This is a genomic window from Streptomyces sp. NPDC014727, from assembly GCF_043083485.1.
Classification (GTDB): Bacteria; Actinomycetota; Actinomycetes; order Streptomycetales; family Streptomycetaceae; genus Streptomyces.
In genome coordinates this window covers 191,037-214,103 of the sequence record NZ_JBIBYR010000015.1, presented here as the reverse complement: position 1 = coordinate 214,103, position 23,067 = coordinate 191,037, and the positions used below count along the sequence as shown (strand labels likewise).

Annotated in this window: 29 protein-coding genes; 3 read left to right on the top strand and 26 right to left on the bottom strand. The window is 68.0% G+C overall.

Annotation, left to right across the window (positions count from 1 at the left end; translation table 11 throughout):
• Positions 1-141: 141 nt before the first annotated feature.
• The 23 genes from ACF1B9_RS24060 to rpsJ all read right to left on the bottom strand — a co-directional run bounded on the left by ACF1B9_RS24060 (position 142) and on the right by rpsJ (position 12,019).
• Positions 142-798, bottom strand: a complete 657-nt coding sequence (locus ACF1B9_RS24060) for an adenylate kinase (RefSeq protein WP_391738825.1) — start codon at positions 796-798, stop codon at positions 142-144.
• Entirely contained in the window at positions 798-2,117 is a 1,320-nt protein-coding gene (secY, locus tag ACF1B9_RS24055) for a preprotein translocase subunit SecY (protein ID WP_351078026.1), read from the bottom strand. The genes ACF1B9_RS24060 and secY overlap by 1 nt, the downstream gene beginning before the upstream one ends.
• 215 nt (positions 2,118-2,332) lie before the next feature.
• Positions 2,333-2,788 carry a 50S ribosomal protein L15 gene (gene rplO / locus ACF1B9_RS24050; protein ID WP_018550610.1) on the bottom strand — a complete coding sequence of 152 codons (456 nt, stop codon included), beginning with the start codon at positions 2,786-2,788 and terminating at the stop codon, positions 2,333-2,335.
• 1 nt (position 2,789) lies between these two features.
• A complete protein-coding gene (rpmD, locus tag ACF1B9_RS24045) occupies positions 2,790-2,972 on the bottom strand; it encodes a 50S ribosomal protein L30 (RefSeq protein WP_030914154.1) in 183 nt (60 codons plus the stop codon).
• The gene (gene rpsE, locus ACF1B9_RS24040; RefSeq protein WP_072485533.1) at positions 2,972-3,577 is read right to left on the bottom strand and encodes a 30S ribosomal protein S5; all 606 of its coding nucleotides are present in this window, start codon (positions 3,575-3,577) and stop codon (positions 2,972-2,974) included. The genes rpmD and rpsE overlap by 1 nt, the downstream gene beginning before the upstream one ends.
• 47 nt (positions 3,578-3,624) lie before the next feature.
• Positions 3,625-4,008, bottom strand: a complete 384-nt coding sequence (rplR, locus tag ACF1B9_RS24035; protein WP_093540756.1) for a 50S ribosomal protein L18 — start codon at positions 4,006-4,008, stop codon at positions 3,625-3,627.
• Positions 4,009-4,010: 2 nt separating this feature from the next.
• Positions 4,011-4,550, bottom strand: coding sequence for a 50S ribosomal protein L6 (rplF, locus tag ACF1B9_RS24030; RefSeq protein WP_266747962.1), 540 nt, complete (start codon positions 4,548-4,550; stop codon positions 4,011-4,013).
• Between the two features lie 21 nt (positions 4,551-4,571).
• Positions 4,572-4,970 (bottom strand): 30S ribosomal protein S8, encoded by a 399-nt coding sequence (rpsH, locus tag ACF1B9_RS24025; protein ID WP_005313538.1) that lies wholly within the window; start codon positions 4,968-4,970, stop codon positions 4,572-4,574.
• A 224-nt stretch (positions 4,971-5,194) separates the two neighbouring features.
• Positions 5,195-5,380 carry a type Z 30S ribosomal protein S14 gene (locus ACF1B9_RS24020; protein ID WP_003948630.1) on the bottom strand — a complete coding sequence of 62 codons (186 nt, stop codon included), beginning with the start codon at positions 5,378-5,380 and terminating at the stop codon, positions 5,195-5,197.
• 2 nt (positions 5,381-5,382) lie between these two features.
• Entirely contained in the window at positions 5,383-5,940 is a 558-nt protein-coding gene (gene rplE / locus ACF1B9_RS24015) for a 50S ribosomal protein L5 (RefSeq protein WP_189544134.1), read from the bottom strand.
• Positions 5,940-6,263 (bottom strand): 50S ribosomal protein L24, encoded by a 324-nt coding sequence (rplX, locus tag ACF1B9_RS24010; protein WP_003966949.1) that lies wholly within the window; start codon positions 6,261-6,263, stop codon positions 5,940-5,942. The genes rplE and rplX overlap by 1 nt, the downstream gene beginning before the upstream one ends.
• Positions 6,264-6,265: 2 nt before the next feature.
• A complete protein-coding gene (gene rplN / locus ACF1B9_RS24005) occupies positions 6,266-6,634 on the bottom strand; it encodes a 50S ribosomal protein L14 (protein ID WP_003966950.1) in 369 nt (122 codons plus the stop codon).
• Positions 6,635-6,740: 106 nt separating this feature from the next.
• Positions 6,741-7,025, bottom strand: a complete 285-nt coding sequence (rpsQ, locus tag ACF1B9_RS24000; protein WP_030977953.1) for a 30S ribosomal protein S17 — start codon at positions 7,023-7,025, stop codon at positions 6,741-6,743.
• Positions 7,025-7,249: a 50S ribosomal protein L29 gene (gene rpmC, locus ACF1B9_RS23995; protein ID WP_014047786.1), complete on the bottom strand. Its 225-nt coding sequence runs from the start codon at positions 7,247-7,249 to the stop codon at positions 7,025-7,027. Before rpmC ends, rpsQ begins: the two co-directional genes overlap by 1 nt.
• Positions 7,249-7,668, bottom strand: a complete 420-nt coding sequence (gene rplP / locus ACF1B9_RS23990) for a 50S ribosomal protein L16 (RefSeq protein ID WP_072485538.1) — start codon at positions 7,666-7,668, stop codon at positions 7,249-7,251. The genes rpmC and rplP overlap by 1 nt, the downstream gene beginning before the upstream one ends.
• Positions 7,669-7,673: 5 nt before the next feature.
• The gene (gene rpsC / locus ACF1B9_RS23985; protein ID WP_093540760.1) at positions 7,674-8,516 is read right to left on the bottom strand and encodes a 30S ribosomal protein S3; all 843 of its coding nucleotides are present in this window, start codon (positions 8,514-8,516) and stop codon (positions 7,674-7,676) included.
• A complete protein-coding gene (gene rplV, locus ACF1B9_RS23980) occupies positions 8,516-8,863 on the bottom strand; it encodes a 50S ribosomal protein L22 (RefSeq protein ID WP_004571827.1) in 348 nt (115 codons plus the stop codon). Before rplV ends, rpsC begins: the two co-directional genes overlap by 1 nt.
• Before the next feature lie 40 nt (positions 8,864-8,903).
• Complete coding sequence (gene rpsS, locus ACF1B9_RS23975; protein ID WP_003966956.1) at positions 8,904-9,185, bottom strand: 30S ribosomal protein S19; 282 nt, start codon at positions 9,183-9,185, stop codon at positions 8,904-8,906.
• Between the two features lie 12 nt (positions 9,186-9,197).
• The gene (gene rplB, locus ACF1B9_RS23970; RefSeq protein ID WP_093773282.1) at positions 9,198-10,034 is read right to left on the bottom strand and encodes a 50S ribosomal protein L2; all 837 of its coding nucleotides are present in this window, start codon (positions 10,032-10,034) and stop codon (positions 9,198-9,200) included.
• 40 nt (positions 10,035-10,074) lie between these two features.
• Positions 10,075-10,398, bottom strand: a complete 324-nt coding sequence (rplW, locus tag ACF1B9_RS23965; protein WP_189544130.1) for a 50S ribosomal protein L23 — start codon at positions 10,396-10,398, stop codon at positions 10,075-10,077.
• On the bottom strand, positions 10,398-11,048 hold the full coding sequence (gene rplD, locus ACF1B9_RS23960) for a 50S ribosomal protein L4 (RefSeq protein ID WP_327369309.1): 651 nt from the start codon (positions 11,046-11,048) through the stop codon (positions 10,398-10,400). The genes rplW and rplD overlap by 1 nt, the downstream gene beginning before the upstream one ends.
• 4 nt (positions 11,049-11,052) lie before the next feature.
• Positions 11,053-11,697, bottom strand: a complete 645-nt coding sequence (rplC, locus tag ACF1B9_RS23955) for a 50S ribosomal protein L3 (RefSeq protein ID WP_351078032.1) — start codon at positions 11,695-11,697, stop codon at positions 11,053-11,055.
• 13 nt (positions 11,698-11,710) lie between these two features.
• Complete coding sequence (rpsJ, locus tag ACF1B9_RS23950) at positions 11,711-12,019, bottom strand: 30S ribosomal protein S10 (RefSeq protein WP_003948644.1); 309 nt, start codon at positions 12,017-12,019, stop codon at positions 11,711-11,713.
• Between the two features lie 526 nt (positions 12,020-12,545).
• Between rpsJ and ACF1B9_RS23945 the strand changes: the two genes are divergently transcribed.
• From ACF1B9_RS23945 to ACF1B9_RS23935, 3 genes are all read left to right on the top strand, one after another.
• A complete protein-coding gene (locus ACF1B9_RS23945) occupies positions 12,546-14,216 on the top strand; it encodes an RNA ligase family protein (RefSeq protein ID WP_391738822.1) in 1,671 nt (556 codons plus the stop codon).
• A 162-nt stretch (positions 14,217-14,378) separates the two neighbouring features.
• Complete coding sequence (locus tag ACF1B9_RS23940; RefSeq protein ID WP_391738821.1) at positions 14,379-16,604, top strand: poly(A) polymerase; 2,226 nt, start codon at positions 14,379-14,381, stop codon at positions 16,602-16,604.
• A gap of 327 nt (positions 16,605-16,931) precedes the next feature.
• A complete protein-coding gene (locus tag ACF1B9_RS23935) occupies positions 16,932-18,971 on the top strand; it encodes a PIG-L family deacetylase (protein WP_391739314.1) in 2,040 nt (679 codons plus the stop codon).
• Positions 18,972-19,078: 107 nt separating this feature from the next.
• On the opposite strand, the gene tuf is transcribed toward ACF1B9_RS23935, so the two are convergent.
• The 3 genes from tuf to rpsG all read right to left on the bottom strand — a co-directional run bounded on the left by tuf (position 19,079) and on the right by rpsG (position 23,067).
• Complete coding sequence (gene tuf / locus ACF1B9_RS23930; RefSeq protein ID WP_351078042.1) at positions 19,079-20,272, bottom strand: elongation factor Tu; 1,194 nt, start codon at positions 20,270-20,272, stop codon at positions 19,079-19,081.
• 159 nt (positions 20,273-20,431) lie between these two features.
• Complete coding sequence (gene fusA / locus ACF1B9_RS23925; protein ID WP_391738819.1) at positions 20,432-22,558, bottom strand: elongation factor G; 2,127 nt, start codon at positions 22,556-22,558, stop codon at positions 20,432-20,434.
• Between the two features lie 38 nt (positions 22,559-22,596).
• Positions 22,597-23,067, bottom strand: a complete 471-nt coding sequence (rpsG, locus tag ACF1B9_RS23920) for a 30S ribosomal protein S7 (protein ID WP_093897234.1) — start codon at positions 23,065-23,067, stop codon at positions 22,597-22,599.

Here is a 23,067-nt window from a genome sequence, read left to right as displayed (position 1 = left end):
CACCTGGGCGCGGCCCCTCTCTCCATCCAAGGCCAGCGTGGGGGGGGGGGGGGCGGCTTACACACCGCTCCGCCCAAACGTGGGGGCGGGGGCCCCCTGGGCCGCCGCGCCCGACTGTACGAGTAGTGCGGGGTCTGCCCCTCAGGCCTTCTCGGACCCGAGAGCCTCCATCGCCCGCTCGGTCACCTCGGTGACCTTGCCGAGCGCGGAGATGGTGACCACCAGGTTCTGGGCCCGGTAGTAGTCGATGATCGGCTCGGTCTGCGTGTGGTAGACCTCCAGCCGGGTACGGACCGTCTCCTCGGAGTCGTCGTCGCGCTGGTACAGCTCGCCGCCGCAGGTGTCGCAGACGCCCTCGGCCTTCGGCGGGTTGTACGTCACGTGGAAGACGTGCGCGCTGTCGTTGCGGCAGATCCGTCGACCCGCGATCCGCTTGACGACCTCGTCCTCGGGGACCTCCAGGTCGAGAACCGCGTCCAGCTTCACGCCCTCGTCCTTGAGCATCGCGTCAAGAGCCTCGGCCTGACCCACGTTGCGCGGGAAGCCGTCCAGCAGGAAGCCGTTCTCGGCGTCCGGCTGGGACATGCGGTCCTTGGCCATCGCGATGGTGACCTCGTCCGGCACCAGCTGCCCCGCGTCCATGTAGGCGCGGGCCTGCTTGCCAAGGTCGGTGCCCTGGCTGATGTTGGCGCGGAAGAGATCGCCCGTGGAGATGTGCGGAATCGACAGGTTCTTGGCAAGGTACGCAGCCTGCGTTCCCTTGCCGGCACCGGGCGGCCCGACGAGGACGATTCGCATCAGCGGAGGAACCCTTCGTAATTGCGCTGCTGGAGCTGACTCTCGATCTGCTTCACGGTCTCCAGACCCACACCCACGATGATGAGGATGCTCGTCCCGCCGAACGGGAAGTTCTGGTTAGCGCCACCGAAGCCTGCCAACGCCATCGTCGGCACCAGAGCGATCAGACCCAGGTACAGCGAGCCCGGCCAAGTGATCCTGTTGAGCACGTAGCTCAGGTACTCGGCAGTAGGTCGACCAGCCCGGATACCCGGGATGAACCCACCATACTTCTTCATGTTGTCGGCGACTTCCTCGGGGTTGAACGAAATCGCCACATAGAAGAAGGCGAAGAAGACGATCAACAGGAAGTACGCCGTGATGTAGTACGGGTGGTCGCCCTTGACGAAGTTGTCCTTGATCCAGGTCGCCCAGCCCGCGGTGGAGTTGGAGAACTGGACGATCAGGGCGGGGATGTAGAGCAGCGAAGAAGCGAAGATGACGGGAATCACACCCGCCTGATTCACCTTCAGCGGAATGTACGTCGAGGTACCGCCGTACGACCTGCGGCCGATCATGCGCTTCGCGTACTGCACCGGGATACGGCGCTGGGCCTGCTCGACGAAGACGACGAGGCCCACCATCACGAAGCCGATCAGGATGACGGTGCCGAACTCGATCCAGCCGTCGGCCAGCTTGCCGCTGGTCTTGATGGCCCACAGGGCGCCGGGGAAGCTGGCGGCGATCGAGATGAACATCAGGATCGACATGCCGTTGCCGATGCCGCGGTCGGTGATGAGCTCACCGAGCCACATGACGGCGGCGGTACCCGCGGTCATGGTGATCACCATGACGATGGTCGTGAAGATCGACTGGTTCGGCACGATCTGGTCGGCGACCGGGCAGCCGCTGAACAGCGCGCCACTGGTGGCGGTGGCCACCAGGCCGGTGCCCTGGAGGATGGCGAGCGCGACGGTCAGATAACGCGTGTACTGCGTGATCTTGGCCTGGCCGGACTGCCCCTCCTTCTTGAGCGCCTCAAGTCGGGGAATGACCACGGTCAGCAGCTGGAGAATGATGCTGGCCGTGATGTACGGCATGATGCCGAGCGCGAAGATCGTGATCTGCAGCAGTGCACCACCGCTGAACATGTTCACCAGGCCGAAGAGGCTGTTGTTGCCCTTGCTGGCCTGATCAACACAGGTCTGGACGTTCTCGTAGCTCACTCCCGGTACGGGGATGTGTGCCCCGAGCCGGTAGATCACGATGATGCCGAGCGTGAAGAGCAGCTTCTTGCGCAGGTCGGGCGTCTTGAACGCCCGGGCGAACGCGGTGAGCACGGTGCCTCCTGCGACCCCCGCGCAATGCGAAGAGGTGACGGTCTTGAGGATCGACGAATACGTAACAGTCAAAAGTACCCGGGCGGGTGCCCGAGGGGATACCACACAACAACGCACGCCACCTTACCGGCGACCATGCCCACCTAGGAACGACCAACCGGGGATGCCCCAAATGAGAGGCATCCCCGGTCGGATGTTCAGGCCATCGAGTTGTCTCAGACGAGCTCGGTGACGGTGCCGCCGGCGGCGGCGATCTTCTCCTTGGCGGAGCCGGAGACGGCGTCAACCGAAACCTGCAGCGCCACGGAGATCTCGCCCTGTCCGAGGACCTTGACGAGGTGGTTGTTGCGCACCGCACCCTTGGCGACCAGGTCGGCCACGGTGACCTCTCCACCCTCGGGGTAGAGCGTCGCGAGCTTGTCCAGGTTCACGACCTGGTACTCGGTGCGGAACGGGTTCTTGAAGCCCTTGAGCTTCGGGAGACGCATGTGGAGGGGCATCTGCCCACCCTCGAAGCGCTCCGGAACCTGGTAGCGGGCCTTGGTGCCCTTGGTGCCACGACCGGCGGTCTTACCCTTGGACGCCTCACCACGACCCACACGGGTCTTGGCGGTCTTGGCGCCCGGGGCGGGCCGGAGGTCATGGGCCTTCAGCGGCTTGTTCTCCGCCATGTCAGTCGACCTCCTCAACCGTCACGAGGTGGCGGACGGTGTGAGCCATTCCGCGGAACTCGGGGCGGTCCTCCTTGACAACCACGTCGTTCAGGCGCTTGAGCCCGAGCGAACGCAGGGTGTCGCGGTGGTTCTGCTTGCTGCCGATGTACGACTTCGTCTGCGTGATCTTGAGGCGAGCCATTACGCACCCGCTCCCGCACGCGCACGAAGCAGGGCCGCGGGGGCGACGTCCTCGAGCGGCAGACCACGGCGGGCCGCGATCTCCTCGGGACGCTGCAGGCCCTTGAGGGCCTCCACGGTCGCGTGCACGATGTTGATCGCGTTGTCGGAGCCGAGCGACTTCGACAGGATGTCGTGAACGCCGGCGCACTCCAGAACGGCGCGCACCGGGCCACCGGCGATCACACCGGTACCGGGGGAAGCAGGCTTCAGCAGGACGACGCCCGCGGCCTTCTCGCCCTGGATCGGGTGAGGAATGGTGCCCTGGATGCGCGGAACCTTGAAGAAGTTCTTCTTGGCTTCTTCCACGCCCTTGGCGATGGCCGCGGGAACTTCCTTGGCCTTGCCGTAGCCGACACCGACGGTGCCGTCACCATCGCCCACCACGACCAGCGCGGTGAAGCTGAAGCGACGACCACCCTTCACAACCTTGGCGACGCGGTTGATCGCGACGACGCGCTCAACGTACGCGGTCTTCTCGGCGGCAGCTGCGCCGCCGTCACGGCCCTTCCGGTCCCGCCGCTCGCCGCCACCGGCACCGCTTCCGCGGCGCTGGGGTCCAGCCATTGGATTTACCTCTCTCTGTTACGTCCGCTGTGCGTAGGAACCGGGGCTTAGAACTTCAGCCCGGCTTCACGGGCGGCGTCAGCCAGAGCGGCAATCCGCCCGGCGTACTGGTTACCACCGCGGTCAAACACGACGGCCTCGACGCCTGCGGCCTTGGCGCGCTCAGCGACCAGGGCGCCGACCTGCTTGGCCTGGGTGCTCTTGTCGCCCTCGCCACCACGGATGGAGACGTCCAGGGTCGACGCCGACGCGAGCGTGTGCCCCGCGATGTCGTCGATGACCTGAGCCACCATGTGGCGGTTGGACCGCGTCACGACCAAGCGCGGACGCTCCGGCGAACCGGAGATGTGCTTGCGGACACGGATGTGGCGACGCTTGAGGGCGGCACGCTTGTAGGCGTCGCCCTTGGCAATCTTCACGCCGTATGCCATGGCTACTTACCAGCCTTTCCGACCTTGCGGCGGATGACCTCGCCGGCGTACTTGACGCCCTTGGCCTTGTACGGGTCAGGCTTCCGCAGCTTGCGGATCTTGGCCGCGGTCTCGCCGACCTTCTGCTTGTCGATGCCCTCGACGGAGAACTTCGTGGGGGACTCCACCTTGAAGGTGATGCCCTCCGGGGCCTCGATCAGGATCGGGTGGCTGTAGCCCAGGGCGAACTCCAGGTTGGAGCCCTTCGCCTGGACGCGGTAACCGACACCGCTGATCTCGAGCGCCTTGGTGTATCCCTGGGTCACACCGGTGATCATGTTCGCCACCAGCGTGCGGGACAGGCCGTGAAGGGCCTTGTTCTGACGCTCGTCGTTCGGGCGGGTGACGCTGAGGAAGCCGTCCTCACCCTTGGTGACCTCGATCGGCGACGCGACGGTGTGCGTGAGGGTGCCCTTGGGGCCCTTCACCGCGACCGTGCGGCCATCGATGGTGACGTCCACACCGGCGGGAACCTGGATGGGGAGCTTGCCGATTCGCGACATGAGCTATTCCTCCGTTCCCGACTACCAGACGTAGGCGAGGACTTCCCCACCTACGCCCTTCTTCTGAGCCTGCTGGCCGGTCAGGAGACCGTGGGACGTGGAGATGATCGCCACGCCCAGGCCGCCGAGGACCTTCGGCAGGTTGGTGGACTTTGCGTAGACACGCAGACCCGGCTTCGAGATGCGCTTGATGCCGGCGATCGAACGCTCGCGGTTCGGGCCGAACTTCAGCTCCAGGACGAGGTTCTTGCCGACCTCGGCGTCCTCGACCTTCCAGCCGGTGATGAAGCCCTCCTGCTGGAGGATCTCCGCGATGTGCGACTTGATCTTGCTGTGCGGCATCACGACGGAGTCGTGGTATGCCGAGTTCGCGTTACGCAGACGCGTGAGCATGTCTGCGATGGGATCAGTCATGGTCATGAATTGGCCTTCGGCCTCTCTCGCCGGGGTTTCCTGTATGCGCCATCCCTCTCCCCACTCAGAGGCAGGACGGGTGCGGTGCGGGGACCTACGGCGTAGTAAGTCGGTCTAGGGCGGCAGGCGCCCAACCCCACAAGCCTACGGCATGTGAGGCCGGACTCCTGCCGACCAGATGCTTACCGAGAGCTTCCGTCAATTCCCAACGCCCGGAGGGCGAAGGAGAATTACCAGGAGCTCTTGGTCACGCCCGGCAGCTCGCCACGGTGAGCCATCTCACGAAGGCACACGCGGCACAGGCCGAACTTGCGGTAGACGGAGTGGGGCCGGCCGCAGCGCTGGCAGCGGGTGTACCCGCGAACGCCGAACTTCGGCTTACGGGCGGCCTTAGCGATCAGAGCCTTCTTCGCCACGGTCAGTTCTCCTTGAACGGGAAGCCGAGGTGACGAAGGAGGGCACGACCCTCGTCGTCATTGGTCGCCGTGGTGACCACGGTGATGTCCATGCCCCGGACCCGGTCGATCTTGTCCTGGTCGATCTCGTGGAACATGACCTGCTCCGTGAGACCGAAGGTGTAGTTGCCACGGCCGTCGAACTGCTTCGGCGACAGACCACGGAAGTCACGGATACGCGGCAGCGCGAGCGACAGCGTACGGTCCAGGAACTCCCACATCCGGTCACCACGAAGGGTGACGTGGCAGCCGATCGGCTGGCCCTCGCGCAGCTTGAACTGCGCGATGGACTTGCGGGCCTTGGTGACGGCCGGCTTCTGGCCGGTGATCGTGGTGAGGTCGCGCACGGCGCCGTCGATCAGCTTGGAGTCGCGGGCGGCGTCGCCCACACCCATGTTGACCACGATCTTGACCAGGCCGGGAATCTGCATGACGTTCTCGTAGGAGAACTCCTCACGCAGCTTGCCGGCGATTTCCTCGCGGTACTTCGTCTTCAGACGCGGAGTGGTGGTGGTAGCCATCAGATGTCCTCACCCGTCCGCTTGGCAACGCGGATCTTGTTGCCTTCGTCGTCGAAGCGGTAACCGACGCGCGTGACGACCTTGTTGCCGTCCTTCTCCACGACGAGCTGAACGTTGCTCACGTGGATGGGGGCCTCGGTCGTGACGATGCCACCGGTCTGCGAACCGCGAGCGGTCTGGCCGGCCTTGGTGTGCTTCTTGACCCGGTTGACACCCTCGACGAGGACGCGGTCCTGAGCGGGGTAGGCCACGATGACCTTGCCCTGCTTGCCCTTGTCCTTACCGGTGATGACCTGAACCAGGTCGCCCTTCTTGATCTTCATGCTTACAGCACCTCCGGCGCGAGCGAGATGATCTTCATGAACTTCTTCTCGCGCAGTTCCCGGCCCACCGGGCCGAAGATGCGGGTGCCGCGGGGGTCACCGTCGTTCTTCAGAATGACGGCGGCGTTCTCGTCGAAGCGGATGTACGAGCCATCCTGACGGCGACGCTCCTTGACGGTGCGAACGATGACGGCCTTGACGACGTCACCCTTCTTCACGTTGCCACCGGGGATCGCGTCCTTGACGGTGGCGACGATGACGTCACCGATGCCCGCGTAGCGGCGACCCGAACCACCGAGAACACGGATGGTGAGGATTTCCTTCGCACCCGTGTTGTCGGCGACGCGAAGTCGCGACTCCTGCTGGATCACGTCTATCTCCTGATCGTCTGCCGGTTCCCGGTGGGGGCCACTCCGTCACCGGAGCGGACCCCACCGAGCCTGGCGGAACCTGCCTGAGGGGAATGCCCCTCAGGAATTACTTGGCCTTCTCGAGGATCTCGACGACGCGCCACCGCTTCGTGGCGGACAGCGGCCGGGTCTCCATCAGGAGGACGCGGTCGCCGACGCCGGCGGCGTTCTGCTCGTCGTGCGCCTTGAGCTTGTTCGTACGGCGGATGACCTTGCCGTACAGCGCGTGCTTGACACGGTCCTCGACAGCGACGACGACGGTCTTGTCCATCTTGTCGCTGACGACCAGACCCTCACGGGTCTTGCGGAAACCGCGGTCGGTGTTCGTCTCAGTCACAGTCTTCTCGCTCATCAGACGCTCTCCACCGTCTCGATGCCCAGCTCGCGCTCGCGCATCAGGGTGTAGATCCGGGCGATGTCCTTACGGACGGACTTGAGCCGACCGTGGTTCTCGAGCTGCCCGGTCGCCGCCTGGAAGCGGAGGTTGAACAGCTCTTCCTTGGCCTCGCGGAGCTTGTTGAGCAGCTCCTCGTTGCCCAGCTCGCGCAGCTCGGACGCCTTGGTTCCGGCCGACATCACGCCTCACCTGCCTCGCGCCGAACGATGCGGCACTTCATCGGAAGCTTGTGAGCAGCGCGGGTGAGCGCCTCACGAGCAATCTTCTCGTTCGGGTAGGACAGCTCGAACATCACCCGACCCGGCTTGACGTTCGCGATCCACCACTCGGGAGAACCCTTACCGGAACCCATGCGGGTCTCGGCCGGCTTCTTCGTCAGGGGACGGTCCGGGTAGATGTTGATCCAGACCTTGCCGCCACGCTTGATGTGACGGGTCATCGCGATACGAGCTGCCTCGATCTGACGGTTCGTCACGTACGCCGGGGTCAGCGCCTGGATGCCGTACTCGCCGAACGCAACCTGCGTGCCACCCTTGGACATACCGCTGCGCTTCGGGTGGTGCTGCTTGCGGTGCTTGACCCTACGGGGGATCAGCATTTCGGTCAGGCCTCCGTTCCGGTGCTCTCGGCAGCCGGAGCGGCAGCGGCGGGAGCCTCGGCCTTGGGGGCCTCGGCAGCCGGAGCCGACTGCTGCTGCGGCTTGCGACCGCGACCGCCACGCTCGCCACCGCGGCCACCGCGGCCGGCCGGGCGGTCAGCGCCGCCACGGGCCGGGCGGTTGCCGGCGCGGGCAGCGGCGTTCTCGGCGCGGACCTCGGCGATGTTCTTGACGTCGCCCTTGTAGATCCAGACCTTCACGCCGATGCGGCCGAAGGTCGTCTTGGCCTCGAAGAAGCCGTAGTCGACGTTCGCGCGGAGCGTGTGCAGGGGCACACGGCCCTCGCGGTAGAACTCCGAGCGGGACATCTCGGCGCCGCCGAGGCGGCCACCGCACTGGATCTTGATGCCCTTGGCGCCGGCCTTCATCGAGCTCTGCATGCTCTTGCGCATGGCACGACGGAAGGAGACGCGGGAGGAGAGCTGCTCGGCGACGGCCTGGGCCACCAGCTGAGCGTCGACCTCGGGGTTCTTGACCTCGAGGATGTTCAGCTGGACCTGCTTGCCGGTCAGCTTCTCCAGCTCGCCACGGATGCGGTCGGCCTCGGCGCCGCGGCGACCGATGACGATGCCCGGGCGGGCGGTGTGGATGTCAACGCGGACGCGGTCGCGGGTGCGCTCGATCTCGACCTTCGAGATGCCGGCCCGCTCCATGCCCTTCGTCATCATGCGACGAATGGCGACGTCTTCCTTGACGTAGTCCTTGTACAGCTTGTCGGCGTACCAACGGGACTTGAAGTCCGTGGTAATGCCGAGCCGGAACCCGTGCGGGTTTACCTTCTGGCCCATTACCGGGTTCCTTCCTTGCTGCTGACGACCACGGTGATGTGGCTGGTCCGCTTACGGATCCGGTAGGCACGGCCCTGAGCACGCGGACGGAACCGCTTCAGGGTCGGGCCCTCGTCCACGTACGCCTCGCTGATGACCAGCGAAGAGGCGTCGGTGTGGTCGTAGTTGTGTGCGGCGTTGGCGATGGCGCTGTCCAGCACCTTGCCAACCGGCACGCTCGCGGCCTGCGGGGCGAAACGCAGGACCGCCTGAGCCTCCGTGGCATCCATGCCACGGATGAGGTCCACCACGCGGCGGGCCTTCATGGGCGTGACGCGGATGTACCGCGCCTGGGCCCTGGCTTCCATGGTTGTCCCTTCGGTGTAAGTCATAGTCAGTCACCCCGCGTTAGCGGCGCTTCGACTTCCGGTCGTCCTTGACGTGGCCGCGGAAGGTGCGAGTCGGCGAGAACTCGCCGAGCTTGTGGCCGACCATCGACTCGGTGACGAACACCGGGACGTGGATCTTGCCGTTGTGCACCGCGATGGTGTGACCCAGCATGGCCGGGACGATCATCGAGCGACGGGACCAGGTCTTGATGACGTTCTTGGTGCCTGCCTCGTTCTGTACGTCCACCTTCTTGATGAGGTGGCCGTCGACGAAGGGCCCCTTCTTGAGACTGCGCGGCATCTAAACCCGCTCCTAGCGCTTCTTGTTCGTCTTGCGGCGGCGGACGATGTACTTGCTCGATGCCTTCTTCGGCGAGCGAGTACGACCCTCCTTCTGACCCCACGGCGAGACCGGGTGGCGACCACCGGAGGTCTTGCCCTCACCACCACCGTGCGGGTGGTCAACCGGGTTCATCGCGACACCGCGGACGGTCGGGCGAACGCCCTTCCAGCGCATGCGGCCGGCCTTGCCCCAGTTGATGTTCGACTGCTCGGCGTTGCCGACCTCGCCGATCGTGGCGCGGCAGCGGGCGTCGACCAGGCGGATTTCACCCGACGGCATACGAAGGTGGGCCATGGTGCCCTCCTTCGCCAGCAGCTGCACGGAGGCACCCGCGGAACGGGCGAACTTCGCGCCGCCGCCGGGCCGCAGCTCGATGGCGTGGATGGTCGTACCGACCGGGATGTTGCGCAGCGCCAGGTTGTTGCCGGGCTTGATGTCGGCGGCCGGGCCGTTCTCGACACGGTCGCCCTGCGTCAGGCCACGCGGCGCGATGATGTAGCGCTTCTCGCCGTCCGCGTAGTGCAGGAGCGCGATGCGCGCGGTGCGGTTGGGGTCGTACTCGATGTGCGCGACCTTGGCCGGCACGCCGTCCTTGTCGTGACGACGGAAGTCGATCACTCGGTAGGCGCGCTTGTGGCCACCGCCCTGGTGGCGAACGGTCACACGACCGGCGTTGTTACGGCCGCCCTTGCTGTGCAGGGGGCGGACCAGCGACTTCTCCGGCGTGGACCGCGTGATCTCGACAAAGTCGGCGACGCTGGAGCCACGACGGCCCGGGGTCGTCGGCTTGTACTTGCGGATACCCATTTCTCAGTCCTCGTCCGATTCCGGACGATCCAGACCGCCCTCAGGCGGTCGGACCGCCGAAGATGTCGATACGGTCGCCCTCGGCGAGGGTCACGATGGCGCGCTTGGTGTCAGCACGCTTGCCGAAACCGGTGCGGGTGCGCTTGCGCTTGCCCTGCCGGTTGATCGTGTTGACCCCGGTGACCTTGACCGAGAAGACCGCTTCCACGGCCTGCTTGATCTGGGTCTTGTTGGAGCCGGGCGCGACGATGAACGTGTACTTGTTCTCGTCGAGCAGCGCGTAGCTCTTCTCGGAAACGACCGGCTTGACGAGAACGTCGCGCGGGTCCGAGTAGGTCTTGCTGGTAACGGTCGCCTCACTCATCAGGCGTCGCTCCCTTCGGTCTCAGCGGTCTGGGGGCCAGACACGAAGGACTCGAAGGCGGCCTGGGTGAAGACCACGTCGTCAGAGACGATCACGTCGTACGTGTTCAGCTGGCCCGGCTCCAGGATGTGCACCTGGGGCAGGTTGCGGGCGGACAGCCACGCGGCCTCGTCGGCACGGTCGACGACCAGGAGCAGGTTCTTGCGCTCCGAGATCTTGCCGAACAGCGTCTTGGCGGCCTTGGTGGAGACGGCACCCTCGACCACGCCGGTGACGACGTGGATGCGGGAGTGACGGGCCCGGTCCGAGAGGGCACCGCGCAGGGCGGCGGCCTTCATCTTCTTCGGGGTCCGCTGCGAGTAGTCACGCGGCTGCGGGCCGTGGACGACGCCACCGCCGGCGAACTGCGGCGCACGGGTCGAACCCTGGCGCGCGCGGCCGGTGCCCTTCTGGCGGTACGGCTTGCGGCCACCGCCACGGACTTCGCCGCGGGTCTTGGTCTTGTGCGTGCCCTGACGGGCAGCGGCCAGCTGTGCGACAACGACCTGGTGGATCAGCGGAACGCTGGTCTTCGCGTCGAAGATCTCCGCGGGGAGCTCGACGGTACCGGCCTTGTCGCCTGCCGGCGAAAGGATGTCAATGGTGCTCATTACCTCAAGCCCCCTTGGCCGCGGTACGGACCAGGACGAGGCCGCCGTTCGGACCGGGGACTGCGCCCTTGATGAGGAGCAGACCCTTCTCCGCGTCAACCGCGTGGATGGTCAGGTTCTGGGTGGTGACACGCTCGTTGCCCATGCGACCCGCCATGCGCATGCCCTTGAAGACACGGCCGGGGGTGGCACAGCCACCGATGGAGCCGGGCATGCGGTGCACACGGTGGGCACCGTGGGACGCCTTGCCACCCTTGAAGTTGTGACGCTTCATCACACCGGCGAAGCCCTTGCCCTTGCTCTTGCCCGTGACGTCGACCTTGACGCCGGACTCGAACACCTCGGCAGTGACTTCCTGGCCCAGCGTGTACTCGCTGGCGTCGGCGGTGCGGAGCTCCACCAGGTGGCGGCGCGGGGTCACGTCGGCCTTGGCGAAGTGACCCTTGAGGGGCTTGTTCACCTTGCGGGGGTCGATCTCGCCGAAGGCGATCTGGACTGCCTCGTAGCCGTCGTTGTCGTTGGTGCGGACCTGGGTGACGACGCAGGGCCCGGCCTTGACGACGGTCACCGGGACGACCCGGTTGTTCTCGTCCCAGACCTGGGTCATGCCGAGCTTCTCGCCCAGAACGCCCTTAATGTTCTTAGCCATCTCGCGCGTCACCTCAGAGCTTGATCTCGATGTCGACGCCCGCCGGCAGGTCGAGACGCATCAGCGAGTCAACCGTCTTCGGCGTGGGGTCGAGGATGTCGATGAGGCGCTTGTGCGTCCGCATCTCGAAGTGCTCGCGCGAGTCCTTGTACTTGTGCGGCGACTTGATGACGCAGTACACGTTCTTCTCAGTGGGCAGCGGCACCGGGCCCGCGACCGACGCACCAGTGCGAGTCACCGTCTCGACGATCTTCTTCGCCGAGGAGTCGATGACCTCGTGGTCGTAGGCCTTGAGCCGGATGCGGATCTTCTGTCCCGCCATGGCTACTAGTAGTCCTGTCTCTCATAACGCTCTGGAACCCGAGGGCTCTGGTAACCCCGTCTCCGACCCACGCGGTCGGGCGTGTCGCATCCCCTCCACGCAGAACTCCCGAAGGATTTCCCAACCAAGGGGGTGCGGGCCCGAGGACCGCGCTGTGCTCAATCAAGAGCTGTCGGGGGCGGAACACCCACCGGGTGCCTGGCCGGTGCCCCACTGACGCTTCCCGGAAGATTCCCGTACGTCCGACCCGCAAGGGGTCGACGAGTACTGTGGGACTCGCTTCCGGTCCTCCCGGCGGGAGGCGCGCAGCATTGACACTCAACCGAGCAACCTGGTCAGTGTGCCATACGGGGCGTGAGCCTGGCCAATCGGGCCGAGGATCTTACCGCGCGCGGTCGCTCGGTCAAACGCGGGCGCGCAGCGGGAGCAATGCCGGGCGGCGCTCGCCGTAATTCGGTCGAGTGCCGTACGCCCCCGCCCCTACAGTGACCGGCCGGGCACGCCGTCGTCACCAGGGACACCGATCATGCGTACGCACTATCCACGTACCGCTCATCTGCCCTGGTCCCCGGGGGCCGCCTCGGACGACGTACGGATCGCGGATCTCTCCGGGCTGACCGGCCGCGAGGTCGTCGTCACCGAGAAGCTGGACGGTGAGAACACCACCCTCTACACCGACGGCCTGCACGCCCGCTCCCTCGATTCCGCCCACCACCCCTCGCGGGGCTGGGTGAAGGCGCTCCAAGGCCGGATCGGCGCCCGGATCCCCGAGGGGTGGCGGGTGTGCGGGGAGAACATGTTCGCGCGCCACTCGATCGCGTACGACCAACTGGACTCCTTCTTCTACGGTTTCTCCGTCTGGGACGGGCAGCACTGCCTGGACTGGGACCGGACCGTCGCCTTCCTGCGCGAGCTGGGGATTCCCGTGCCGCCGGTGCTGTGGCGCGGAGTGTTCGACGCGCGGGCCGAGAGGGCGCTGCGGGCGTTGCGGCCGGACACCGGACGACAGGAGGGGTACGTCGTACGGCCCGCGGACGGCTTCGACGCACCGGACTTCGGGCGCCGGGTGGCGAAGTGGGTGCGGCCCGGCCACGTACAGACCGATGCGCACTGGATGCACGCCCCCGTCGTGGAGAACGGGCTCGGTCCGGCCGCCGCCCTGTGGGCCGTACGCTCCGGGGCGCCCGTCGACGCGGCGGCACTGGCCGCCGCCGCGGGCACGGCGCCGGGGGATTGCGGGGCGGCCGTCGCGATGGGTGACGCCCTCGACACGTCGGGACGCACGGGTGACGACCGGCTGACCGGCGTACTGGCCGCGCTGCTGCACCGCGGACGGCGGACCGAGCTGGCGCCCGCGCTCGCGCGGACGCTGGGGATGCCGCTCGCCCGCCGCGTCGCGGACCTCGTCGGGTTGCACCCCGCGCTGCACCGCCCGTACCCGGACGAGGAGCGCCGGGCCGGACTGGCCCGGATGTCGTTCGCCGCCGATCTTCCTCTGCTGCACGCGCTGGCCGCCACGGTGGCGGACACCGACGAGGCGCGCGAGCAGGTGGAGTGGTCGTCGCTGTACGCGCAGGAGGTGCGGGAGCCGGACGGGCTGCGCGAGGCGTTCGCGGACCTGGAGCCGGCTGCCGCCGCCCGCTGCCGGGCACAGGCCCGCGAGGCCTGCGCCGCGGACCGGGTCGGCACCGCCGAGGAGGCCGTCGCGGCGACCTGGCGGTGGCGGGCCGGGGACTTCCCCCGCCTGATCCATCTGGTCGGCCCCTCCGGCAGCGGCAAGAGCACCTTCGGCCGCGGGCTGCCCGGCGTCGACACGTATCTCTCGCTCGACGACCTGCGCCTGGCCCGAGGATCACGCGCGGACCAGAAGGCCAACGGAGAAGTACTGCGCGAGGGCCTCGACCGGCTGGACGCCGCGCTCGCCGCGGGTGGCACGGTCGTCTGGGACGCCACCTCGCTCAACGTGCACCAGCGTTCCCTGGTGCACGCCGTCGCCCGGCGCAGGGATGCTCTGCTGACCCACGCCGTGGCCCTGGTCGACGGGGCGGAGCTCATGCGCCGCAACGAACGCCGCACCCACCCGGTGCCTCGGGAGGTGCTGACCTCGCAGCTGCACCGGTTCGTACCCCCGTATCCCGGCCAGGCGCACCGCACCTGGTACATCGGCGCGAGCGGAACCGTGGAGGACAGGGCGTAGGGCCTTCCGTCTGGATCGGGCCGGATCAGGGAGCGGGTTCTGGTGCGTGCGATCGCAAGGCGGAGGAGGGAGTCAGGGCGGAGCCCTGGCGAGTGACGACAACACGGCGAGCGCGCGTGCCGGAACCCGCGAGCCCGGCATGATCCAGACGGAAGGCCCTGAATGCGTACGAGCGAGGAGATCTACCACCGGATCCGCTGGGACGCCCGGTTCGACCCGGCGCGCTTCCTGATGGGCGTGTCGCAGCGCGGGGCCCCGCCCGAACGGGTGCCGCTGCCCCGGTTCACACCCGGCGGGGAGATTCCCTGGCACCGTGTGCTGTTCTTCGAGGCGGACGGCGAGGTGGTGTGGGACCGGCCCTCCGGTGTGGACCGGATCGACGCGACGGACGCCGGGCGGGTACGCGCCCCGCGCCGGCTGCCGTCCCCCTGCTTCACCTCCCGCACGCCGCACGTGTTCTCCGCGCCGGGGGACGTCTGGGCGCCCGTACCCGAGGGGGTGCCGGCATCCGTGCTGCCCGGTCCCCTGACGCTGCTGACCTGGAACACCCTCTGGGACCGCTACGACAGCGACCGCATCGACACCGCACGGCGCCGGCCGCTCCTCCTCGACGCCCTGCATGCGGCGGACGCGGACGTCATCGCCCTCCAGGAGGCCGAGCCCGCCCTGCTCGGTCTGCTGTTGTCCACGACGTGGGTCCGCGAGAGCTACACGTTCTGGGCCGATCCGGCCGGCCGGGACGTCGCCGACTGCGGTCTGCTGCTGCTCAGCAGACTCCCCGTGCGGGAGGCGGGCCTGCACGTCCTCGGCCCGCACAAGGCGGTCGCCGCCGTGGTCGTGGAGAGCGCGGAGGGACCCGTCACGGTCGCGGTCACCCATCTCAGCAGCGACCACTCGGCGAACGGCACGGCCCGGCGCGACACCGAACTGACCGATCTGGCAACAGGGTTGGCCGCCATCGAGGGCGATGTGATGCTGCTCGGCGACTTCAACGACGGCGGGGACACCCCACAGGAGAGGCTGGGAATGCCCGATGCCTGGAGCCGGGTGCACGGCGCCGGCGACCGGACGCCGACCTTCGATCCGTCCGTCAACCCGCTGGCGGCCGTCTCCTCCCTGACGGGGCGGGCGTCCCGGCTCGACCGGGTGCTGGTCCGCCCGGGGCGGCTGCGTCCCGTGTCGGCAGCGCTGCTGGGCGACGTACCGACACCGGACGGGCTGTACGTGTCGGACCATTTCGGGGTTCGGGTGGAGCTGACCGGGGCGGCCGCGGCGGAAGCGGACGACAGCGGCACCGCGGCGGAGATCGTCAGCCGGGTGGCCGCCGCCCTGCCCGAGGGCCGCGTCCACCTGGCCGGTTCACGACGGATGGGCTGTGCGCTGCCCGGCGCCGACGTGGACCTGGTCGCGGCGCTGCCCGGGGACGGGGATCTCCCGGGGACACGGGAGCGGCTGAACGCCGCCCTGCCGGACGCCGTCGGCCTGCGCGAGGTGACCGGAGCCCGCGTACCCGGACTGCGCTTCGGTCTCGCAGGGCTGCGGGTGGACCTGGTGACGGTCGCGACGGGCGGCCTCTCCCCCGCCGAGGCGGTGGCCCGCCGCACCGGACTGGGCGAGGCCGCGGCGACGGCGCTCGGCGCGGTGAGCGACGCGGACGCGGTGCCGACGGCGGCGGACCCGCACCGGGACGCGTTCACCCGGCTCGCCCGCGAGGTGAAGGGATGGGCGCGGGCACGCGGTCTGGACTCCGCCCCGTGCGGCGGACTGCCCGGCCTGGCGTGGACCGTGCTGGCGGCCCGTACCGCCCACGAGACCGGGGATCTGCCGCCCCTGCCTCTTCTGCGGCACTTCTTCGCGACGTGGGCCGCGTGGGACTGGCGCCGACCGGTCGGCTCCGCTCCCACGCGGCCGGGCGGGTCCCCCCTCACCGTGCTGACCCCGACGGCCCCCGTCCGCTCCTGCACCTCGCAGGTCTCCTCCGCGGGCCGCGATCTCGTCGTCGAGGAGCTCTTCCGCGCCTGGGAGATCCTGGAGTCCGCCGCCGACACCGGGCCCGTACCGCACGCCCTGCTCTGTGCCCCGCCGCCGCTGCGTCTGCGGCACTCCGCCTGGGCGATCGTCTCCGTAGCGCCCGGCCCCGACGAGGGACGCCTCCGGGGCCGGCTGCCGGCCCTGCTCGCCGCCCTCGCGGAAGCGGGCTCCCCGGACGCCCACGCCTGGCCCCGCCCGGTCACCGCCGACACCTCCCTCGTCGAGTACGCCATCGGCCTGGGCCGCACCCCACCGGACGGGGCCCGGCTCGCGGAGATCGGCGCCCGGCTGCTGCGCGGCATCCCAGGAGCGGGGCTGCGCCGGACCGGTGGGGCAGCCGCGCCGGAACTGCGGTGACGCAGACCGACAGCAGCCGGACCCGATCGACGTGTTCATGGTGCGCACCCCCGCGTACTGATCAAGGCGTGCGGCGCCTTCCGGTGCTGCGCCGTCCGGCCCACACCCGCGGAAACCCAGGCAACCCGCCCTCCGGATTCCCCGTCTATCCCCCCGCGGCAGCGGCTCGCCCCCTCCGCCGCCCGCATGGAATCGGTACGCAGCGCAGGGCCGCACAACCGCCCGCTGCGGGGGAAGTGGACGGAGCACGGTGTGACGGATCGATCTGCGTCGCGCGCATCTCGTACGGGTCTGTCGCGGCGCACCCTGCTGACGACGGCCGGTGCGATGGGTCTGACCGCCCTCGCCGCCTGCACCGTGCCCGCACCGCCGCGCCGCCGCAGCCCCACCGCCGACCCGCTGCCCGGCCTCCCGATCAGCACCCCGCACCCGGCCCTGATGATGCAGGTCCTCGCCCACCCGGACGACGACCTGTACTTCATGAACCCGGACGCCCAGCGGGCCCTCGACGCCGGGACACCGCTGGTCTGCGTCTATCTGACCGCGGGCGAGGCCACCGGCGTCAACCGTGTCCCCGGCCGGCCGCTGCCCGCCCCCGACAAGGCGGCGTACTCCTCCTCACGTCACCAGGGGCTCCGCCAGGCGTACGCGACGCTGCTCGGCCTCGGCAGGTTCACTCAGTGGCAGAAGTCGGTCATCGATCTCCACGGCAACCACCGCGCCGAGATCAACCGCCTCGGGAACGGCGGCCACAGGGTCGAGCTGATCTTCATCAACACCGCCATGCATACCTCGTACGGACGCCTCGGGCTGCCCAGCCTCTGGCAGGACCGGCGGCTCGTTCTGCCCACCGTCGTAGCCGACAACTCACCGCTCCAGAAGGCGGGTTCGTACACCTACGACGGACTCCTCGACGTACTCGACGGGCTGTTCGACCGATATCGGCCGAGCATCGTGCACACCATGGATCCGGACCCCGACATCCAGCACAGCAGCGAGCTCGTCCGGCGACGGGACAGCGAGCAGAAGGGCTACTCCGACCACCCCGACCACACCGCGGCGGCGTTGTTCACCTGGACGGCGCTGATCCGGTGGGTGGCCCGGACCACCGCCGTGGGCGGCGGGGTGCCGAGCTTCGCCACCACGGCGTTCCGCGGCTACTACAACCGGCACTGGCCCAAGAACCTGCCGCCCGCCGTGCTGGCCGAGAAGGCGTCGCACCTGGTGCCGTACGGGGGCTCGGCCGACTGGCGGTGCGGCAACCCGGCTGGCTGCGGTGACTACAGCGTGGGCGGCGACCGACCGCTGACCAACCGGAAGGGCTGGGTTCGGGCCACCCACCACCGCTACCCGGGCCCACGCCCCGCCGTCGCCACCGACACGGACGGCCGGCTCGTCGCGTACGGGGTGCTGGGGCTGCGGGCGGTGCGCTGGCGCGAGAGCGCGCCGGGCAGCGGGATGTGGAACACACCGGACGACCTCGGCGGCGGCCCGCTCGCACCGATCCTGGGCAGCACGCTCCTGCCGGACGGGCGGCAGTTGCTCTTCGGGCTGTGGTTCGCCGCGCTCAGCGGCCACGGCGGGAACAACGAACGCGAGATCGTCGTGCTGGAACAGCTCTCGCCCGGCGGCGACTTCCGTGCCTGGCAGGGACTGGGCAACCCCGAGCGGAACGATGTGGACGGGCGCCGGATCGGCGTCCCGGTCGCGATCACCGCCCCCGACGGGCGGGTCCACCTCTTCGTACGGAACGCGGAGAAGGGCCTCAGTACGCGGGTACGGGACACGGCCGGCCGGTGGAGCGGATGGCGGGACACGGGTGGCGGCGAGATCCAGGACGGGCTGAGTGCCGTGGTGGACGACGTGGGGTGTGTCCATGTGTTCGCGGCGGGCCGTTTCGCGGTGCACCACTGGACACAGGACACGCCCGGCGACGAGGTCACCGCGCGCACCCAGATCAGCGGGGTACCGGTGCCCGGCGACGGCCCGGCCGCGCTGCCCGGTGCGGACGGGGCCGTCGAGCTGTACTACCGCGCGGCGGCGAAGGCCGGCCTGACGACCTTGCGGACCGGGGAGACAGCGGCGGAGACCGGCATCGACGGGTATGGGCGGCTGATCGAGGACCGGGTGGGCTTCGACGGGTACGGGCCGGTGTCCGCGGCGGGGTCGCCGGGCGGCCCCGTGCTGCTCGGCCGCACAGAGAAGGGCCTGACTCAGGTCCGTACCGCCGGAAAGCTCTTCGTACGACAGCACGGCCCCGTGGCGCTGGACGGACCCGCGCTGCACATCGGGAAGGGCGGGCGGCCGACGGTGGTGGCATTGGGGGTCGACGCCCACCCCTGGCTCTGGCGCCCCCGGCAGGCCTGACGACGCAGGCGGGCGCATGCCGAAGGGCCCCGGTCCACCGCTTGCGCGGCGGGCCGGGGCCCTTCTTGGTGCTCTGTGCGGAGCAACCAGGTCAGACAGTCAGGTGATTACTTGACGATCTTGGTGACCTGGCCGGCGCCCACGGTCCGGCCACCCTCACGGATGGCGAACTTCAGGCCCTCTTCCATGGCGACCGGCTGGATCAGCGCGACGTTCATGACGGTGTTGTCGCCCGGCATGACCATCTCGGTGCCCTCGGGAAGGGTCACAACGCCCGTCACGTCCGTGGTACGGAAGTAGAACTGCGGGCGGTAGTTGTTGAAGAACGGGGTGTGACGGCCACCCTCGTCCTTCGACAGGATGTAGGCCTGGGCCTCGAACTCGGTGTGCGGCGTGACCGAACCGGGCTTGATGATGACCTGGCCGCGCTCGACGTCCTCGCGCTTGATGCCACGGAGGAGCAGACCGACGTTCTCACCGGCCTGGCCCTCGTCGAGCAGCTTGCGGAACATCTCGATGCCGGTGACCGTGGTGGTGGTCTTCTCGGTCTTGATACCGACGATGTCGACGGTCTCGTTGACCTTCAGGACACCACGCTCGATACGACCGGTGACGACGGTGCCACGACCGGTGATCGTGAAGACGTCCTCGATCGGCATCAGGAACGGCTTGTCGACGTCACGCTCGGGCTGCGGGATCGCCTCGTCGACGGCCTTCATCAGGTCGAGGACGGACTGGCCCCACTCCTTGTCGCCCTCAAGGGCCTTGAGCGCCGAGACCTTGACGACCGGAACGTCGTCGCCCGGGAACTCGTACTCGGAGAGGAGCTCACGGACCTCGAGCTCGACGAGCTCCAGGATCTCCTCGTCGTCCACCATGTCGGCCTTGTTCAGGGCGACGACGATGTACGGAACGCCGACCTGGCGGGCCAGGAGCACGTGCTCCTTGGTCTGCGGCATCGGGCCGTCGGTGGCGGCGACCACGAGGATGGCGCCGTCCATCTGCGCCGCACCCGTGATCATGTTCTTGATGTAGTCCGCGTGACCCGGGCAGTCGACGTGCGCGTAGTGACGCGACTCCGTCTGGTACTCGACGTGCGCGATCGAGATGGTGATACCGCGCTGGCGCTCCTCGGGAGCCTTGTCGATCTGGTCGAAGGCCGAGGCCTCGTTCAGGTCCGGGTACGCGTCGTGCAGCACCTTGGTAATGGCGGCCGTGAGGGTCGTCTTACCGTGGTCGATGTGACCGATGGTGCCGATGTTGACGTGCGGCTTAGTCCGCTCGAACTTCGCCTTCGCCACTGGGTCCTCCTGTGGAGTGGTTCTGTACGCCTTGCTTCATCGGCGCCAGGTGATCTTTGCTGGGATGCCGGGGCCGGGGACAATCGCCGCATTGCTTGCGCTCCGCGACGAATGCCCCCCAGGCTCCGGTGACAAGCCTAAAGCGTGAGCTCGGGAGAGTTACTCGCCCTTGGCCTTCGCGATGATCTCCTCGGCGACGTTCCGCGGAACCTCGGCGTAGGAGTCGAACTGCATCGAGTAGCTTGCGCGACCCGAGGTCTTGCTGCGGAGGTCTCCGACGTAGCCGAACATCTCCGAAAGGGGCACGAGGCCCTTCACGACGCGAGCGCCGCTGCGCTCCTCCATGGCCTGGATCTGGCCACGGCGGGAGTTGATGTCACCGATGACATCGCCCATGTAGTCCTCGGGCGTGGTCACCTCGATGGCCATCATCGGCTCGAGGAGCACGGGGGACGCCTTGCGGGCACCCTCCTTGAACGCCTGCGAACCGGCGATCTTGAACGCCAGCTCGGAGGAGTCGACCTCGTGGTAGCCACCGTCGAGAAGGATGACGCGGACGCCCACCATCTCGTAGCCGGCCAGGATGCCGAACTGCATGGCTTCCTGAGCACCCGCGTCCACCGAGGGGATGTACTCACGGGGGATGCGGCCACCGGTGACCTTGTTGACGAACTCGTACGAGGTCTCGCCGCTCTCGATGGGCTCGATCGCGATCTGCACCTTGGCGAACTGACCGGTACCACCGGTCTGCTTCTTGTGGGTGTAGTCGATGCGCTCGACGGCCTTGCGGATCGTCTCGCGGTACGCGACCTGGGGCTTGCCGACGTTGGCCTCGACGCGGAACTCGCGCTTCATGCGGTCGACGAGCACCTCGAGGTGGAGCTCACCCATACCACCGATGATGGTCTGGCCGGTCTCCTCGTCCGAGTGGACCTGGAAGGAGGGGTCCTCCTCCGAGAGGCGCTGGATGGCGACACCCAGCTTCTCCTGGTCACCCTTGGACTTGGGCTCGATGGCGACCTGGATGACCGGCGCCGGGAAGTCCATGGACTCCAGGATCACCGGGTTCTTGTCGTCGCACAGCGTCTCACCGGTGGTGGTCTGCTTCAGGCCCATGACGGCGATGATGTCGCCGGCGCCCACCGAATCGATCTCCTCACGCTTGTTCGCGTGCATGCGGTAGATCTTGCCGATGCGCTCCTTCTTGCCCTTGACGGAGTTCAGCACCGCGGTGCCGGACTCCAGGCGGCCCGAGTAGACCCGGACGAAGGTGAGCTTGCCGAGGTGCGGGTCGCTCATGATCTTGAACGCGAGGGCCGCGAGCGGCTCGTCGTCGGACGGCTTGCGCTTGACGACCTCCTCCGGGTCCTTGACGCTGTGGCCCTCGATGGCCTCGACGTCCAGGGGGGAGGGGAGGTAGCGCACGACGGCGTCGAGCAGGGGCTGGACGCCCTTGTTCTTGAACGCGGTGCCGCAGAACACGGGGGTGACGGTCGTCTCGCCGCCCTTGCCCGAGTTGATGGTGATGCGACGGATGCCCTCGTAGAGCTGCTCCGCGGAAGGCTCTTCGCCCTCCAGGTAGAGCTCCATGAGCGTCTCGTCGTTCTCCGCGGCGGCCTCGAGGAGCTTGGCGCGCCACTCGTCGGCAGCCTCGACCAGGTTGGCCGGGATGTCGACGACGTCGTACGCCTCGCCCTTGGTCGCCTCGGCGGGGTAGACGAACGCCTTCATCGTCACGAGGTCGACGACACCCGTGAAGTCGGCCTCGGCACCGATGGGGAGCTGCATCACGATCGGGGTCGCGCCGAGGCGGTCCGTGATCATGGTGACGCAGCGGAAGAAGTCGGCACCGGTGCGGTCGAGCTTGTTGACGAAGCAGATACGCGGCACGCCGTAGCGGTCCGCCTGACGCCAGACGGTCTCGGACTGCGGCTCGACGCCCGCCACACCGTCGAACACGGTGACGGCGCCGTCGAGGACGCGGAGCGAACGCTCCACCTCGACGGTGAAGTCGACGTGACCCGGGGTGTCGATGATGTTGATGGTGTGGTCAACATCATTGAGCGGCCAGTGGCAGGTCGTCGCGGCAGACGTGATCGTGATGCCGCGCTCCTGCTCCTGCTCCATCCAGTCCATCGTGGCAGCGCCGTCGTGGACTTCACCGATCTTGTACGAAACGCCGGTGTAGAAGAGGATCCGCTCAGTGGTGGTCGTCTTGCCCGCGTCGATGTGGGCCATGATCCCGATGTTGCGGACCTTGGCCAGGTCAAGCGAAGTGGTGGCCATAAGGCTCAATCTTCTCTCGGTCTCGATGTGGGTAGCGACTACCAGCGGTAGTGCGCGAAGGCCTTGTTGGACTCGGCCATCTTGTGGGTGTCCTCACGCTTCTTGACAGCAGCGCCAAGACCGTTGGAGGCGTCGAGCAGCTCGTTCATGAGGCGCTCGGTCATGGTCTTCTCGCGGCGGGCGCGGGAGTAACCCACGAGCCAGCGCAGCGCGAGGGTGGAGGCGCGACCGGGCTTGACCTCGATCGGCACCTGGTAGGTGGCGCCACCGACACGGCGGGACTTGACCTCGAGCGAGGGCTTGACGTTCTCAAGCGCGCGCTTCAGCGTGATGACCGGGTCGTTGCCGGTCTTCTCGCGGAGGCCTTCCATGGCGCCGTACACGATCCGCTCGGCGGTGGAGCGCTTGCCGTTGAGCAGGATCTTGTTGATCAGCGAGGTGACAAGAGGAGAACCGTAGACCGGGTCGATGATGACCGGGCGCTTCGGGGCGGGGCCCTTACGAGGCAT